This window comes from Streptomyces sp. NPDC058691 (genome assembly GCF_042714775.1).
Classification (GTDB): domain Bacteria; phylum Actinomycetota; class Actinomycetes; order Streptomycetales; family Streptomycetaceae; genus Actinacidiphila.
Genome location: NZ_JBHXSO010000003.1, coordinates 158886 through 172390, shown reverse-complemented (window position 1 = coordinate 172390; position 13505 = coordinate 158886). Strand labels below are relative to the sequence as shown.

Genomic DNA, 13505 nt, shown 5'->3' with positions numbered 1-13505 from the left:
AAGCCGGTGAGTCCCGCTCTCGTCCGGCTGCCCGCACCGCCCGAGCAGACCCGCGCCGCCGCCGTGCCGGCTTCCGCCTTCCCCGGCTCCCCGGGTTCCCCGGGTTCCTCGGTGCCCACCGCTTCCTCCGCGGCTCCCGTCTGCGACGCCTTCGACTCCGCCGCCTTCCGGTCCGTGTTCCGTCGCCACGCGGCGGGCGTCGCCGTCATCACCGCGCCGGGCGCGCGCCCCGCCGGTTTCACGGCCACCTCGCTCACCTCCGTCTCCGCCGAGCCTCCGCTGGTCTCGTTCGGCATCAGCACCGCGGGCTCGGCCTGGCCGACGGTCGCCGATGCCGCGTACCTCGGCGTCCACATCCTCGGCGAGCACCAGGAGGATCTCGCGGCCACCTTCGCCCGCAGTGGGGCCGACCGCTTCGCCCCGCCCACGGCCTGGGCCCCCGGTCCGTACGGCGTCCCCCTGCTGGAGGATGTCTCGGCGTGGCTCGTCGCCCGCGTGGTGGCCCGCATACCCGCCGGCGACCACCGCGTCGTCATCGCGCAGGCCGTCGCGGGCGCCCCGGATGGCCCTGCCCGGCCGCTCCTCTACCACCAGGGCCGATTCAACGCGCTGCGTCACTGAACACCGGGTCGGAGCCGCCCGGCCGCGTCGGGAACGTCACAGTTCACCGCCCTTGTGAACGGGGAAGGAGCGGGTTGTACTGGCGAGTAATATTTCTGTCGGAGCGCCGCAGCGTCCCGGCGGGGAGCCGCCGTCCACGGCGCCTATGCTGCCCTCGATGGGCAGTTGACGTACCCGACGCAGTAGTAGGAGAGCACGCGTGAGCTTGAGGATCGTTGTAGCGGTTAAGTACGTGCCCGATGCGACGGGTGATCGTCACTTCGCGGAGGATCTGACGACGGATCGGGACGCGGTGGACGGGCTGCTGTCGGAGTTGGATGAGTATGCGGTGGAGCAGGCGCTGCAGATCGCGGAGGCGTCGGGTGACGCTGAGGTGACGGTGGTGACGGTGGGTCCTGAGGATGCGAAGGACGCGTTGCGCAAGGCGTTGTCGATGGGCGCTGACAAGGCGGTGCATGTCGAGGACGAGGGTCTGCATGGCAGTGATGTGATGGCGACGTCGCTGGTGCTGGCGAAGGCGGTCGAGCACGTGGGGTTCGATCTGGTGGTGACGGGGATGGCGTCGACGGATGGCACGGCGGGTGTGGTGCCGGCGTTGTTGGCGGAGCGGTTGGGTGTGCCGCAGGTGACGTTGCTGTCCGAGGTGAGGGTCGAGGGTGGGACGGTGTCGGGTCGCCGGGATGGTGACACGGCCAGTGAGCAGTTGGAGGCGTCGTTGCCGGCGTTGGTGTCGGTGACGGACCAGTCGGGTGAGGCGCGGTATCCGTCGTTCAAGGGGATCATGGCGGCGAAGAAGAAGCCGGTGGAGTCCTTGGATCTGGCGGATCTGGGGATCGAGGCTCAGCTGGTGGGTCTGGCGGGTGCGTGGACGGTGGTGGATGAGGCGGCGGCGCGTCCGGCGCGGACTGCCGGTGTGATCGTGAAGGACGAGGGCGAGGGCGGCAAGCAGCTCGCGGAGTTCCTCGCGAGCCAGAAGTTCATCTGATCCGCCTGTCCGTCTGTTCTGCGAGGAGTTTGAGTTTCCATGGGTGAAGTTCTGGTCTATGTGGACCATGTGGATGGTGCGGTCCGTAAGCCGACGCTGGAGTTGCTGACGATTGCGCGTCGGCTGGGTGAGCCGGTGGCGGTGGCTCTGGGTGCTGGTGCCGGGGCGACTGCTTCGGTGTTGGGTGAGCATGGTGCGACGCGTGTGCTGACCGCGGAGGCGGGTGAGTTCGCGGAGTATTTGGTGGTGCCGAAGGTGGATGCGCTGGAGGCGGCTGCCAAGGTGGTGGGCCCGGTGGCGGTTTTGGTGCCGACGTCGGGTGAGGGCAAGGAGATCGCGGCGCGGCTGGCGTTGCGGCTGGGTTCGGGTCTGATCACGGACGCGGTGGATGTGGTGGCGGGTGCGGAGGGGCCGGTGGCTACGCAGTCGGCGTTCGCGGCGTCGTTCACGACGAAGTCGCGGGTGACGACGGGCACTCCGGTGATCACGGTGAAGCCGAACTCGGCTCCGGTGGAGGCGGCGGCGGCCGCGGGTGCGGTGGAGGCGCTGGAGGTCACGTTCGGTGCGCTGGCGACGGGGACGCGGGTGGTGTCGCGGACGCCGCGGGAGGCGACGGGTCGTCCGGATCTGACGGAGGCGGCGATCGTGGTTTCCGGTGGCCGGGGTGTCAATGGTGCGGAGAACTTCGCGGTGATCGAGGCGTTGGCTGATTCGCTGGGTGCGGCGGTGGGTGCGTCGCGTGCTGCGGTGGATGCGGGCTGGTATCCGCACAGCAACCAGGTGGGTCAGACGGGTAAGTCGGTGTCGCCGCAGTTGTATGTGGCGGCGGGTATTTCGGGTGCGATTCAGCACCGGGCGGGGATGCAGACGTCGAAGACGATTGTGGCGGTCAACAAGGACCCGGAGGCGCCGATCTTCGAGTTGGTCGACTACGGCGTGGTCGGTGACCTGTTCGCTGTGGTGCCGCAGTTGACCGAGGAGGTCACCGCCCGCAAGGGCTGACCCCGACGGCCACTCGCTTGGAGCCCCGCCCTGCCGCAAGGCACCGCGGGGCTCCATACGTCATTGACGGCCCGGCGGGGCGGCCTTAGCGTTGCTTCAACGACTTGTTGAAGCCCGGGAAGGTGGCAGATGGCGCAGGACGAGTCGGTCCGAACCTCACTCGGCGACGCGCTGCGCCGGGACATCGGCGCATCCCTGGCCGGTGTCGACGCCGAACTCGCCCGCCGCTACCCCGGGGACCCCGGCACCCGGCAGCCCGTGCACACCGTCTACGTCCCCGCTGACGCCTTCACCGCGGACACCGTGCGCACGTGGGGCAACCGTGCGCTGGCCGCGCTCGACGAGCACGCCCCCGACGCCGCCGCGCTCGCCGGCGTCCTCGGACTGCCGCCCGCGCTCGCCGTCCCGGTCCATGACCGGGTCCGCGACAAACTGCGGCGTGAGCCGGTCGAGGACCTGCGGATCGACTTCGAGGACGGCTACGGTCCACGGCCCGACGCGGAGGAGGACGCCGCCGCGGCTGCCGCGGCACGCCTCGTCACCGCCGCCGTGGCGGACGGCAGCGCGCCCCCGTACGTCGGCATCCGCATGAAGTGCCTGGAGGCGGCCGTCCGGGACCGTGGCATCCGCACCCTGGACGTCTTCCTCACCGGTCTCATGGACGCCGGAGAGCTGCCGCGGGGGCTCGTGCTCACACTGCCGAAGGTGACGTTCCCTCAGCAGGTCAGGGCGATGGTGCGGTTGGCGGAGGAGTTCGAGAAGGCCCGCGGGCTCGACGCGGGGCGGATCGGTTTCGAGATCCAGATCGAGACGACGCAGTCCGTCCTGGGCCCCGACGGCACCGCGACCGTCGCCCGGTTCATCGACGCGGCCGAGGGCCGGGTCACCGGACTCCATTACGGCACCTTCGACTACAGCGCCGCCTGTGGGGTCAGCGCGGCGTACCAGTCGATGGACCACCCCGTCGCGGACCACGCCAAGGCCGTCATGCAGGTGGCCGCCGCCGGCACGGGCGTCCGGCTCTCGGACGGCGCGACGAACGTCCTCCCGGTCGGGCCCACCGCGCAGGTCCACGACGCCTGGCGCCTGCACTACGGGCTCGTCCGCCGCTCCCTCGCCCGCGCCTACTACCAGGGCTGGGACATGCACCCCGGCCACCTGCCCACCCGCTACGCCGCCGTCTACGCCTTCTACCGCGAAGGTCTCCCCGCGGCGGCCGCCCGCCTCGTGGCGTACGTCGCCCGGGCCGGTGGTGACGTCATGGACGAGCCCGCGACCGCCAGGGCACTGAGCGGCTACCTGCTTCGCGGCCTCGACTGCGGAGCCGTCGACCCGGAAGAGGTCACCGCCGCCACGGGGCTCTCGCGGAGCGACCTCGATGCGCTGGCGGGCGTGCCCGGCCAGGCGTAGTCGCCACCGGCCGTGCGGATCCGCGGGGGTGCGCTGCTGGCCGCGATGGGGCGGCGCCCCGTCAACCGGGCTTCGGCAGCACGTCGGTGATGTTGGCCCGGTACGCCCGCAGCGCCTGAAGCCCGGCGGCGTGGCGGCCATCGAACCGCCTGCCATCTCATGTGTCAACGGGCCGCCCTGCTCGGTGAAGTGCCGCGTGACCGCGGCGGCGGGCGGGCGGCCGACCTGCCGGGCGCGGTGCCTCCTGGCCCTTGTGTCCATCCCGGCGCACCGCCGCGGCGTCCCTCGTCCTCCGGCTGCGATCGTGATCGACCGCAGGTGTCCCAGGGGCGGTCACGGGAGGCGGGTGCCGGTGGATATATTCGCCCAGCCGTTCGTCCGACACTCCATGAGGAGCGCTGTTCCGTGGACTCGCCGTCTCCGTCCTACCCGCAGGTCACGCCGGCGGCGAGACCGCCGCTCAACGGACTCGCGGTCGCGGCCCTGGTGTTCGGGCTGGTGTGCGTCGTGCCGGTGGTCGGCATCGTGCTGGGATCGATCGCGTTGACGCAGATCGGGAGGACGGGCGAGCGCGGCAAGGGCATGGCCGTCACCGGTCTGGTGCTCTCGACCGTGAGCACGCTGGTCTTCGCCGTCGTCCTGGTCAGTGGCGTGGCGGCGTTCACGAAGGGTTTCAGCGACGGCCTGGCGGACGGGATGCCGGACGGCAACACTCTCTTCACCCTCCGCAAGGGCGACTGCTTCGACACCCCCGGCGACAAGGTGGTGGCGAAGGTCGCGAACGCGGCCACCGTGCCGTGCACGCGTACACACACCGGGGAAGTGTTCGGGGTCTTCCAAGTGGCCGGGGAGAACAGCGGCTTCCCTGGCGACGCCTCGATCACGAAGACGGCGGAGAACCGGTGCTGGGAGCTGGAGAACGTCTACGCCATGGACACCTGGGCGATACCGCAGGACGTCGACGTCTACTACTTCGCGCCCAGCAGCAGTACTTGGCTGCACGACGACCACGAGGTGACCTGCTTCTTCGGCAGGGACGGCGGACCCCTCAAGGGCTCGCTCCGGCAGGACGCGACCACGCTCGACGAGCACCAGCTCGCCTATCTCAAGGCCGCCAACACCATCAACGACGCCAAATCCGCACCTCCGGAGGCGGAGTACGTCAAGGACGACCTGAAGGGCTACAAGGAGTGGGCGCAGGACGTCACACGCGCCCTCGACGAGGAGGCGCGCATCCTGCACGGCCACGTGTGGCCTGCCGCCGCTGAGCAGCACGTCGCCGCGCTCGAGGCGAAGATCGACGCGGCCCGCGCGCACTGGGCGAAGGCCGCCGCCGCGAAGGACGCGGACACCTACTACGACCACTACGAGGCGGCCGAGCGCCTGTCGGGCTACGAGGAGGCGGTCAGGGCGCGTGCGGCGCTGGGCCTTGCCACGTCGGACGCGGCCGTGGACTCCTAGGACCGGCGCAGGTGACCTGAGTCAGTCGAAGAGGGCGACGAGTCCGTTCACCCGGATCGCGACGAACGCAAGGGCCGCCGCCAGGCAGCCGAAGCCCGCCAGTACACCGCCGACCGTCCACGGCTCGGAGGGTGCCTCGTACTCCTCATCCGGGTCGTCCCAGTCGAGACCGCGGGATTCGTGGAGGTCGAGGCATTCAGCACCGAGCAGTACGCGCACCACTGGTTCGAGCGGAACCTCGAGCGCTGACACGGGCGAACGGACGTGCCGCAGCGACCCACTTCCCCTGAAAGGCGCCGGCTCACGCCGTGGGCCGCTGACTCGGCGCCCTGGCCGCTCGACCGGGGCCGGCGGAGCCCCACGCGCCCTACCGACCCACGCTCCCACTCTCCAGGGCTTCGGCTACGCCATGGGCGGGAGTTCGCCCGAGCCACGTGCGACAAGCCGGCAGGGGAGTTCGAGGCGGGCGGGTGCGCCCGCGGCGCCATCGAGCCGCTGGAAGAGCAACCGCGCCGCCGTGCGGCCGAGTTGTGCCGGGTCCTGGGCGACGACCGTGACCGCGGGCCGCAGGAGGTCCGCGAGCTCGAAGTCGTCGAAGCCGACGAGCGCGACGAACTGCGGGCGGTCGGCCAGCACGCGTACCGCGGTCACGGTGATCCGGTTGTTGCCCGTGAAGATCGCCGTGACGGGCTCCGGTCCGGACAGCATCCGGTCGAGTTCCGAGCGCACGCGGTCCGGCGCGGTCGTGCCGCAGGAGACCCAGCCGTCGTGGACGGGGAGCCCGGCGTCGGCCATGGCCTCGCGGTAGCCGCGAAGGCGCTCCGCGGCCGTGTGGATGCGGGGGAGGTCGCCGACGAAGCCGATACGCCGGTGCCCGTGGGCGATGAGGTGGGCGACCCCTTCGCGGGTGCCGCCGGCGTTGTCGCTCACGACCACGTCCGCGTTGATGCCCCCGGCGGGCCGGTCGACGAAGACCGTGGCCACCCCTGCCGCTATCTCCGGCTCCAGGTAGCGGTGGTCCTCGCTCGCCGGGACGATGACGAGGCCGTCGACACGCCGGGCGCAGAAAGCCAGCACCAGTTCCTGCTCGCGGTCGGCGTCCTCCGCGCTGGACCCCGTGAACAGCAGCGTCCCGTGGGCCCGGGCGTGGTCCTCGACGGCGCGGCTGAGCGGCGAGTAGAAGGGGTCCGCGAGGTCCTCCAGGACGAGCCCGATGCTGGCGGTCCGGCCCTTGCGCAGCAGGCGGGCGCTGTCGTTGCGGCGGAAGCCGAGGGCGTCGATGGCGGCCTGCACGCGGGCGATCGTGTCGTCGGTGACCCCCGGCTCCTCGTTGACGACGCGGGAGACGGTCTTCAGGCCGACACCGGCCCGAGCGGCGACGTCCTTCATGGTGGGCCGGGCGGTACGCGGAATATCGGTCACGGCCGGATCCTATGGGCTGGACAACGTTGTCAACAAAGGGCGACACTACGCGCATGCCGTTCGAGAGCACAGCTGAACCCACCACACCGCCGTTGTACGCCGCCGACCAGGGTCCGCTGGTCGCCGCCGTGGACGTCGGGGGAACGAAGATCGCGGGCGCCCTGGTGGACCCGCACGGGCGGCTGCTGCTGCGCGCGCTGCGTCCGACGAGAGCCGACCGGGACGCCGAGACCGTGATGGGCTCCGTCGCCGAAGTGCTGGACGAGCTGCGCGCGGCGGCGGAGTGGCCCCGCGTCGTCGCCGTCGGCATCGGCAGCGCCGGCCCGATCGACGCCTCGCGGGGCACGGTCAGCCCGGTCAACATCGGCGCCTGGCGTGACTACCCGCTGGTGGCGGAGGTCGCCGCCCGGGTGGACGGGCTGCCCGTGGTGCTGACCGGCGACGGAATGGCGATCACCGCCGCCGAGCACTGGCAGGGCGCGGCCCGCGGCCATGACAACGCGTTGTGCATGGTGGTCTCCACCGGCGTCGGCGGCGGCCTGGTCCTCGGTGGCGCGCTGCACCCCGGCCCGACCGGCAACGCGGGCCACATCGGGCACATCAGCGTGGACCTCGACGGCGACCTGTGCCCCTGCGGCGGCCGGGGCTGTGTCGAGCGGCTGGCGAGCGGCCCCAACATCGTGCGGCGCGCCCAGGAGGCCGGCTGGCTCCCCGCCGTGGGGGAGGCGGCCGACGCCGCGGCCGTGGCCCGCGCCGCGCGTGCCGGGGACGCGGTGGCGCTGGCGTCCTTCGACCGCGCCGCGCAGGCGCTGGCCGCGGGCATCGCCGCGACGGCGACTCTGGTCGAGATCGACATCGCGGTGATCGGCGGAGGCGTCGCCGGCTCGGGAGCGCTGCTCTTCGATCCCCTGCGCACCCATCTGCGCCGCTACGCCACGCTGTCGTTCGCGGCCGGGGTGAAGGTCGTCCCCGCGGTGCTCGGCACGGACGCCGGCCTGGTCGGCGCTGCCGCGGCGGCTGGGGAGGCACTGGGCCTGGAGGCGTTCGGCGCGGTGCGCTAGCGGCCGTGACGGCCGTGACGGCCGTGACGAGCGGGCGGGTACGCGGGCCGAGGGCAGGCCCGCCGTCACCCGCCCTTCGCCGTGCCCGTCACGGGCTCGGCTGCGGGGCGGGCTCGTACATGCGGAAGAGGGCGTAGACCGGCCCACCGCGGTGGACGGGGTGGTTGGGATGTGCCGTCAGGGATCCAGAGCCCCGCAGATCTCGCGGACTTGGGCCCGCGCACGGACCGCCGCTGCCGTGAGCGTGCCCGTCCCCGGGTGGCCGGGAGCGAGTCGGGCCGATGCCCTGCACCGGTCCTGCCCGCGGCCGGACCGGTGCTCGTGGCGTTGCGCGAACAGTTCGTCGCCCGGCTCACTCAGGAGGCCAACACGGGCTGAGCTCGGGGAACGCGGGTTCTGAAGCCACCGGTATGCGCCGATGGCCGGGTCTGTGCGTTTGCCGACGCCGATGATCCGGGCAATTCGTAGGGGGCTACCGGGCTACGGAAGAGGGGGCACCGTGATCGTCTGGCTCAACGGCACGTTCGGCGCGGGCAAGACCACTGCGGCACGTGAACTGCTCGATCTGCTGCCGGGAAGCGTGCTCTACGACCCGGAACTCATCGGCACCGGGCTGCGGCTCATGCTCCCCGAGAAGCGGTTGGGCGAGGTCTCCGACTATCAGGACCTGCCTTGCTGGCGGCGGCTGGTCGTCGACACGGCGGCGGCGCTGCTGAGCGAGATCGGCGGCGGCCCGCTGGTCGTCCCCATGACACTGCTGCGGCAGGAGTACCGGGACGAGATCTTCGGGGGCCTGGCGGCGCGCAGAATCGCGGTGCGGCACATGGTGCTCGACGCTGAGGAAACGGTTCTGCGGGAGCGGATCGAGCAGCGAGCGGACATCCCGGGCGACCCCGGGGCGAGCGCGGAGGTCCGCGGGTGGTGCCTGGACCAGCTCGCCGCCTACCGTGAGGCGCTGCCCTGGCTCACCGCCGACGCCCATGTCGTCGACACCGGCGGCCTGAGCCCTCGGGCCACCGCGGAGCGTGTCGCCGAGGCGATACGCGAGGGCGCCGGCGTCTGCGAGATCGTGCAGACCCCGGAGCCCACGGCGGAGACGCTCGCCGCCGGCGTGCTCCTCTTCGACGAGGAGGACCGCGTACTGCTCGTCGACCCCACCTACAAGCCCGGCTGGGAGTTCCCCGGCGGGGTCGTCGAGCCCGGTGAGGCCCCCGCGCGGGCCGGGATGCGCGAGGTCGCCGAGGAGCTCGGCCTTCACCTGCCGGTCGTCCCGCGTCTGCTCGTCGTCGACTGGGAGCCGCCCTTGCCACCCGGCTACGGGGGCCTGCGGCTGCTCTTCGACGGCGGCCGCCTCGCCGCCGCCGACGCCGAACGTCTTCTTCTCCCGGGGGCCGAACTGCGCGGCTGGCGCTTCGCCACGGAGGACGAGGCCGCGGCCATGCTCCCGCCCGTCCGGCTCAAGCGCCTCCGCTGGGCCCTGCGTGCCCGCGAGCGCGCCACCGTCCTCAACCTCGAGGCGGGTGTGCCCGTGGGCAGCTGACCGCGGACGGCGTGCGGTGCGCGGGTGCCACCGGCCGGGGGGCGGGACGGTGCTCCCGCGGCCCGGCCGGGTGTGTCCCGGGTGTCAGACGGCCTTGCTCTCGGCGTAGCCGCGCAGGAACAGGGCCTCGGCCAGCGAGAGCTTCTCCAGTTCCTCCGGGGAGACGCTCTCGTTGACCGCGTGGATCTGCGCCTCGGGCTCGCTGAGCCCGATGAGCAGGATCTCCGCCTCGGGGTAGAGCGTGGCGAGGGTGTTGCAGAGCGGGATGGAGCCGCCCATGCCGGCGATCTCCAGGTCCTTGCCGTAGGCGCCGCGCATGGCCTCGGCCATGGCGGAGTACGCCGGGCTGGAGGTGTCGGCGCGGAACGCCTGCCCGCTCCCGGTCTGGGTGACCTCGACGTGGGCGCCCCAGGGGGCGGCGGCCTTCAGGTGGGCGATGAGGAGGTCGGCGGCCTCCTGGGCGTCCACACCCGGCGGGACCCGGAGACTGACCTTGGCGGCCGCGGTCGCCTGGACGGACGGGGTGGCGCCCACGACGGGCGGGGCGTCGATGCCGAGCACGGTGACCGAAGGGCGGGCCCAGACGCGGTCGGCGACCGTGCCGCCGCCCACCAGGGAGACTCCGTCCAGCACCTTGGCGTCGCCGCGGAAGTCCTCCTCCGGGTACTGCAACCCCTCCCACGAGGCGTCCATGGCGAGGCCCTGGACCGTGGCCGCCCCGGTCTCGTCGTGCAGGGTGTGGAGGATGCGGATCAGGGCGCTGAGCGCGTCGGGCGCGGCGCCCCCGAACTGGCCGGAGTGCAGGTTGCCCTCCAGCGTGTTCACCTTCACCTCGACCATCGCCATGCCTCGCAGGGTCGCCGTGGCGGTGGGCAGCCCGCAGCGGAAGTTGCCCGTGTCGCCGATGACGATCGCGTCGGCGGCGAGCAACTCGGGGTGCTCCTCCACGTAGCGCTCCAGGCCGCCCGTGCCCTGCTCCTCGGAGCCCTCGGCGATGATCTTCACGTTCACCGGCACCCCGCCGTTGTCGCGCAGCGCGCGCAGGGCCGTGAGGTGCATGATCAGGCCGCCCTTGCAGTCCGCCGCGCCGCGCCCGTACCACCTGCCGTCGCGCTCGGTCAGCTCGAAGGGCGGGGACAGCCAGCCGGCCTCGTCCAGCGGAGGCTGCACGTCGTAGTGCGCGTAGAGCAGCACGGTGGGCGCGCCCTCGGGGCCGGGCAGGTATCCGTAGACCGACTGCGTGCCGTCCGGGGTGTCGAGCAGTGCGACGTCCTGGAAACCTTCCCCGGTCAGTGCGTCCGAGATCCATCGCGCGGCCCGCTCGCACTCGCTCTTCGGGAACTGCCTCGGGTCCGCCACAGAGCGGAACGACACCAGCTCTGCCAGCTCGGTCCGGGCCCGCGGCATCAGGGCGGCGACGGTTGCGGCGAGCGGTGCGGCGGACATAAGCGCTCCTGGTGGGTGCGTGTTCGGTCGAACGCGTGGTTCGTGTACAGGTGGTCGTGATCGATGGTGCCACAGCCGTGCCCGCGCACCCGCGGATTAGTATGCGGCTGAGCAGGGGTGACAGCAGCCTGCGGGTCGGACGGGAGCGGGAGCACGTGAGCAGCGAGTACCAGGCGCAGGACGGCGGTTCGACGGACGGCGTCGAGGACGCATCGGTGTGGGATGTCGTCGTGGTCGGAGCAGGGCCGGCAGGGGCGTCGGCGGCCTATGCCGCCGCGGCGGCCGGACGCCGTGTCCTGCTGCTGGAGAAGGCCGAGCTGCCCCGCTACAAGACATGCGGCGGCGGCATCATCGGCCCGTCCCGCGACGCCCTCCCGCCGGGCTTCGAACTTCCGCTGCGTGACCGCGTGCACGCGGTCACCTTCAGCCTCAACGGGCGCCTCACCCGGACCCGCCGGTCCCGGCACATGCTCTTCGGCCTGATCAACCGGCCCGAGTTCGACGCCCAGCTTGTCGACGCGGCCGTCGCCGCGGGCGCCGAGCTGCGCACCGGTGCCGCCGTCTCCCGGGTCGAACAGCACGGTACCTCCGTCCCCGACCGGCGCACGGTCGCGGTGGTGCTCAACAACGGCGAGACGGTGCTCGCCCGGGCGGTCGTCGGTGCCGACGGCTCCGCAAGCCGCATAGGCGCCCACGTCGGGGTCAAGATGGACCAGGTCGACCTGGGCCTCGAGGCGGAGATCCCGGTCCCCACGGAGGTGGCCGAGGACTGGGCGGGCCGGGTTCTGATCGACTGGGGCCCGCTGCCCGGCAGTTACGGCTGGGTCTTCCCGAAGGGCGAGACCCTGACGGTCGGTGTGATCTCCGCGCGCGGCGAAGGTGGCGCCACCAAGCGCTATCTGGAGGACTTCATCGGCCGGCTCGGTCTGGCCGGGTTCGAACCGAGCATCTCCTCCGGGCACTTGACGCGTTGCCGCGCCGACGACTCCCCGCTGTCCCGCGGCCGGGTGCTGGTCTGCGGGGATGCCGCGGGCCTGCTGGAGCCGTGGACCCGCGAGGGCATCTCCTTCGCCCTGCGCTCGGGCCGTCTCGCGGGGGAGTGGGCGGTGCGGATCTCCGAGTCGCACGACGCGGTCGACGCCCGGCGCCAGGCACTCAACTACGCCTTCGCGGTCAAGGCCGGCCTCGGTGTGGAGATGGGGGTGGGCCGCCGCATGCTCGGCATCTTCGAGAAGCGCCCCGGTCTGCTGCACGCCGTGCTCACCACCCTGCCGCCGGCGTGGAACACCTTCGCCCGGATCACCCGCGGTTCGACCTCGCTCGCCGAGATCGTTCGCACCCATCCGCTGGCCCGTCGTGCGCTAGAGTCATTCGACCGCTCCTGATCTTCATCTGTCCATCTACTGCCTGCCTTAAAGAGGGTGTTGAGGGGCAGACACCTTCTTGGAGGTAGCCCTGACATGCCGTTGAGGAATCAAGAAGGCCGACTGCCCTGGTGGGCCCGGTGGTTGACCGGGCTCATAGTGCTGGCGGGCCTGCTGCTGCTGGTCGCGAAAGCCGACCTGATACCCGGCCTGCCCAACCCCTTCGCCGTGGAGACCAAGGACCGCACCGGCCCCGTGGTGCTCAAGGCGATCCAGGACATGAACCGCTTCGAGGGAGCGAGTGGCGACTTCCAGGTCGTCGTCGACCTGGAGAAGGACGCCAAGTTCCTCCCCGACGCGGTGCGCGGCCGGCGCACGCTCTACGTCGGCGCGGGCAGCGTCGACGCCTATGTGGACCTCGGGGACGTCGGCCCCAAGGGCGTCGAGGTCACCGACGACCGCAAGTCGGCGGTGCTGACCCTGCCGCACGCCCAGCTGGAGCGCACCTCGCTCGATCCGGACCGCTCCTACATCGTCGCCGAGGAGCGGGGCTTCTTCGACCGGCTCGGCGACTTCTTCTCCTCGCATCCCAACGACGAGCAGCAGATCCAGCAGCTGGCCGCGAAGAAGATCCAGGACGCGGCCAAGAAGACGGAGCTGGCGAAGCGGGCGGAGACCAACACCCGCGCCATGCTGGAGCGTCTGCTGATCTCGCTCGGCTTCGAACGCGTGGAGGTGCGGTTCAGCTGACGGCCGTGATCCGGAAGACGGGGTGCTTGGGGGCTATCGCGCGCAGCTCCTCGTCCGTGGAATCGGGGCCGACACCTCCGAAGAACACGCCGACCTCCGCCTTCCAGCGCTTGAGGTAGGCACGCAGTACCTCGGGCTTGGCGTCGTCGGCCACTTCGGCGGCGGTGAACTCCTCGGCTCGCTTGCCCAGCAGGAGTTGACCGCCGCCGGCGGCCCGCATGTTGTGGGTCCACTGGACGTGACCGCGGGGAGCGACGAGGAAGCGCTCCCCGCCCACGGTGAGCAGGTTCACCGGCGTGCGGCGCCACTCCCCGCTCTTGCGCCCCTTGACGGCCAGCACGCGCGAACCCCACACGCTGACACCGCGCCGGGTGAGCCAGGCGACGAAGCGGTTGAGGACGTTGACGGTGAACCAACCGGGCTTCATGACGTGCTCGGACATG

At 71.8% G+C, this 13505-nt stretch carries 13 protein-coding genes; 9 read left to right on the top strand and 4 right to left on the bottom strand.

The window, feature by feature from the left end; translation table 11 throughout:
- The first annotated feature begins 111 nt into the window (after positions 1 to 111).
- From ACFWVC_RS03500 to ACFWVC_RS03480, 5 genes are all read left to right on the top strand, one after another.
- Positions 112 to 621 (top strand): flavin reductase family protein, encoded by a 510-nt coding sequence (locus tag ACFWVC_RS03500; RefSeq protein ID WP_384276402.1) that lies wholly within the window; start codon positions 112 to 114, stop codon positions 619 to 621.
- 199 nt (positions 622 to 820) lie between these two features.
- Complete coding sequence (locus tag ACFWVC_RS03495) at positions 821 to 1606, top strand: electron transfer flavoprotein subunit beta/FixA family protein (protein WP_384275798.1); 786 nt, start codon at positions 821 to 823, stop codon at positions 1604 to 1606.
- Between the two features lie 39 nt (positions 1607 to 1645).
- Positions 1646 to 2608 (top strand): electron transfer flavoprotein subunit alpha/FixB family protein, encoded by a 963-nt coding sequence (locus ACFWVC_RS03490; protein ID WP_384275792.1) that lies wholly within the window; start codon positions 1646 to 1648, stop codon positions 2606 to 2608.
- 129 nt (positions 2609 to 2737) lie between these two features.
- Positions 2738 to 4018: a DUF6986 family protein gene (locus tag ACFWVC_RS03485; protein ID WP_384275786.1), complete on the top strand. Its 1281-nt coding sequence runs from the start codon at positions 2738 to 2740 to the stop codon at positions 4016 to 4018.
- 405 nt (positions 4019 to 4423) lie between these two features.
- A complete protein-coding gene (locus ACFWVC_RS03480) occupies positions 4424 to 5479 on the top strand; it encodes a DUF4190 domain-containing protein (RefSeq protein WP_384275780.1) in 1056 nt (351 codons plus the stop codon).
- A gap of 21 nt (positions 5480 to 5500) precedes the next feature.
- Here the strand turns inward: ACFWVC_RS03480 and ACFWVC_RS03475 are convergent, their stop codons facing one another.
- Together ACFWVC_RS03475 and ACFWVC_RS03470 are read right to left on the bottom strand one after the other, a co-directional pair.
- The gene (locus tag ACFWVC_RS03475) at positions 5501 to 5731 is read right to left on the bottom strand and encodes a hypothetical protein (protein WP_384275772.1); all 231 of its coding nucleotides are present in this window, start codon (positions 5729 to 5731) and stop codon (positions 5501 to 5503) included.
- Positions 5732 to 5881: 150 nt separating this feature from the next.
- Positions 5882 to 6868, bottom strand: a complete 987-nt coding sequence (locus tag ACFWVC_RS03470) for a LacI family DNA-binding transcriptional regulator (protein WP_384276396.1) — start codon at positions 6866 to 6868, stop codon at positions 5882 to 5884.
- An 86-nt stretch (positions 6869 to 6954) separates the two neighbouring features.
- On the opposite strand from ACFWVC_RS03470, the gene ACFWVC_RS03465 reads away from it, so the two are divergent.
- Entirely contained in the window at positions 6955 to 7962 is a 1008-nt protein-coding gene (locus ACFWVC_RS03465) for an ROK family protein (RefSeq protein WP_384275763.1), read from the top strand.
- 499 nt (positions 7963 to 8461) lie between these two features.
- A complete protein-coding gene (locus ACFWVC_RS03460; RefSeq protein WP_384275757.1) occupies positions 8462 to 9502 on the top strand; it encodes an NUDIX domain-containing protein in 1041 nt (346 codons plus the stop codon).
- Between the two features lie 84 nt (positions 9503 to 9586).
- On the opposite strand, the gene ACFWVC_RS03455 is transcribed toward ACFWVC_RS03460, so the two are convergent.
- Entirely contained in the window at positions 9587 to 10948 is a 1362-nt protein-coding gene (locus ACFWVC_RS03455; protein ID WP_384275751.1) for a dipeptidase, read from the bottom strand.
- A 101-nt stretch (positions 10949 to 11049) separates the two neighbouring features.
- Between ACFWVC_RS03455 and ACFWVC_RS03450 the strand changes: the two genes are divergently transcribed.
- Complete coding sequence (locus tag ACFWVC_RS03450; protein WP_384276388.1) at positions 11050 to 12333, top strand: geranylgeranyl reductase family protein; 1284 nt, start codon at positions 11050 to 11052, stop codon at positions 12331 to 12333.
- 75 nt (positions 12334 to 12408) lie between these two features.
- A complete protein-coding gene (locus ACFWVC_RS03445; RefSeq protein ID WP_384275746.1) occupies positions 12409 to 13062 on the top strand; it encodes a DUF4230 domain-containing protein in 654 nt (217 codons plus the stop codon).
- Here the strand turns inward: ACFWVC_RS03445 and ACFWVC_RS03440 are convergent.
- A complete protein-coding gene (locus ACFWVC_RS03440; RefSeq protein WP_384275738.1) occupies positions 13055 to 13504 on the bottom strand; it encodes a nitroreductase family deazaflavin-dependent oxidoreductase in 450 nt (149 codons plus the stop codon). The genes ACFWVC_RS03445 and ACFWVC_RS03440 overlap by 8 nt on opposite strands.
- Position 13505 lies beyond the last annotated feature (1 nt).

Bases quoted from the DNA above. Each gene is read 5' to 3' on its own strand.
- ACFWVC_RS03455 (WP_384275751.1), bottom strand. From the start codon at position 10,948: ATGTCCGCCGCACCGCTCGCCGCAACCGTCGCCGCCCTGATGCCGCGG.
- ACFWVC_RS03465 (WP_384275763.1), top strand. From the start codon at position 6,955: ATGCCGTTCGAGAGCACAGCTGAACCCACCACACCGCCGTTGTACGCC.
- ACFWVC_RS03440 (WP_384275738.1), bottom strand. From the start codon at position 13,504: ATGTCCGAGCACGTCATGAAGCCCGGTTGGTTCACCGTCAACGTCCTC.
- ACFWVC_RS03450 (WP_384276388.1), top strand. From the start codon at position 11,050: ATGCGGCTGAGCAGGGGTGACAGCAGCCTGCGGGTCGGACGGGAGCGG.
- ACFWVC_RS03490 (WP_384275792.1), top strand. From the start codon at position 1,646: ATGGGTGAAGTTCTGGTCTATGTGGACCATGTGGATGGTGCGGTCCGT.
- ACFWVC_RS03485 (WP_384275786.1), top strand. From the start codon at position 2,738: ATGGCGCAGGACGAGTCGGTCCGAACCTCACTCGGCGACGCGCTGCGC.
- ACFWVC_RS03445 (WP_384275746.1), top strand. From the start codon at position 12,409: ATGCCGTTGAGGAATCAAGAAGGCCGACTGCCCTGGTGGGCCCGGTGG.
- ACFWVC_RS03470 (WP_384276396.1), bottom strand. From the start codon at position 6,868: ATGAAGGACGTCGCCGCTCGGGCCGGTGTCGGCCTGAAGACCGTCTCC.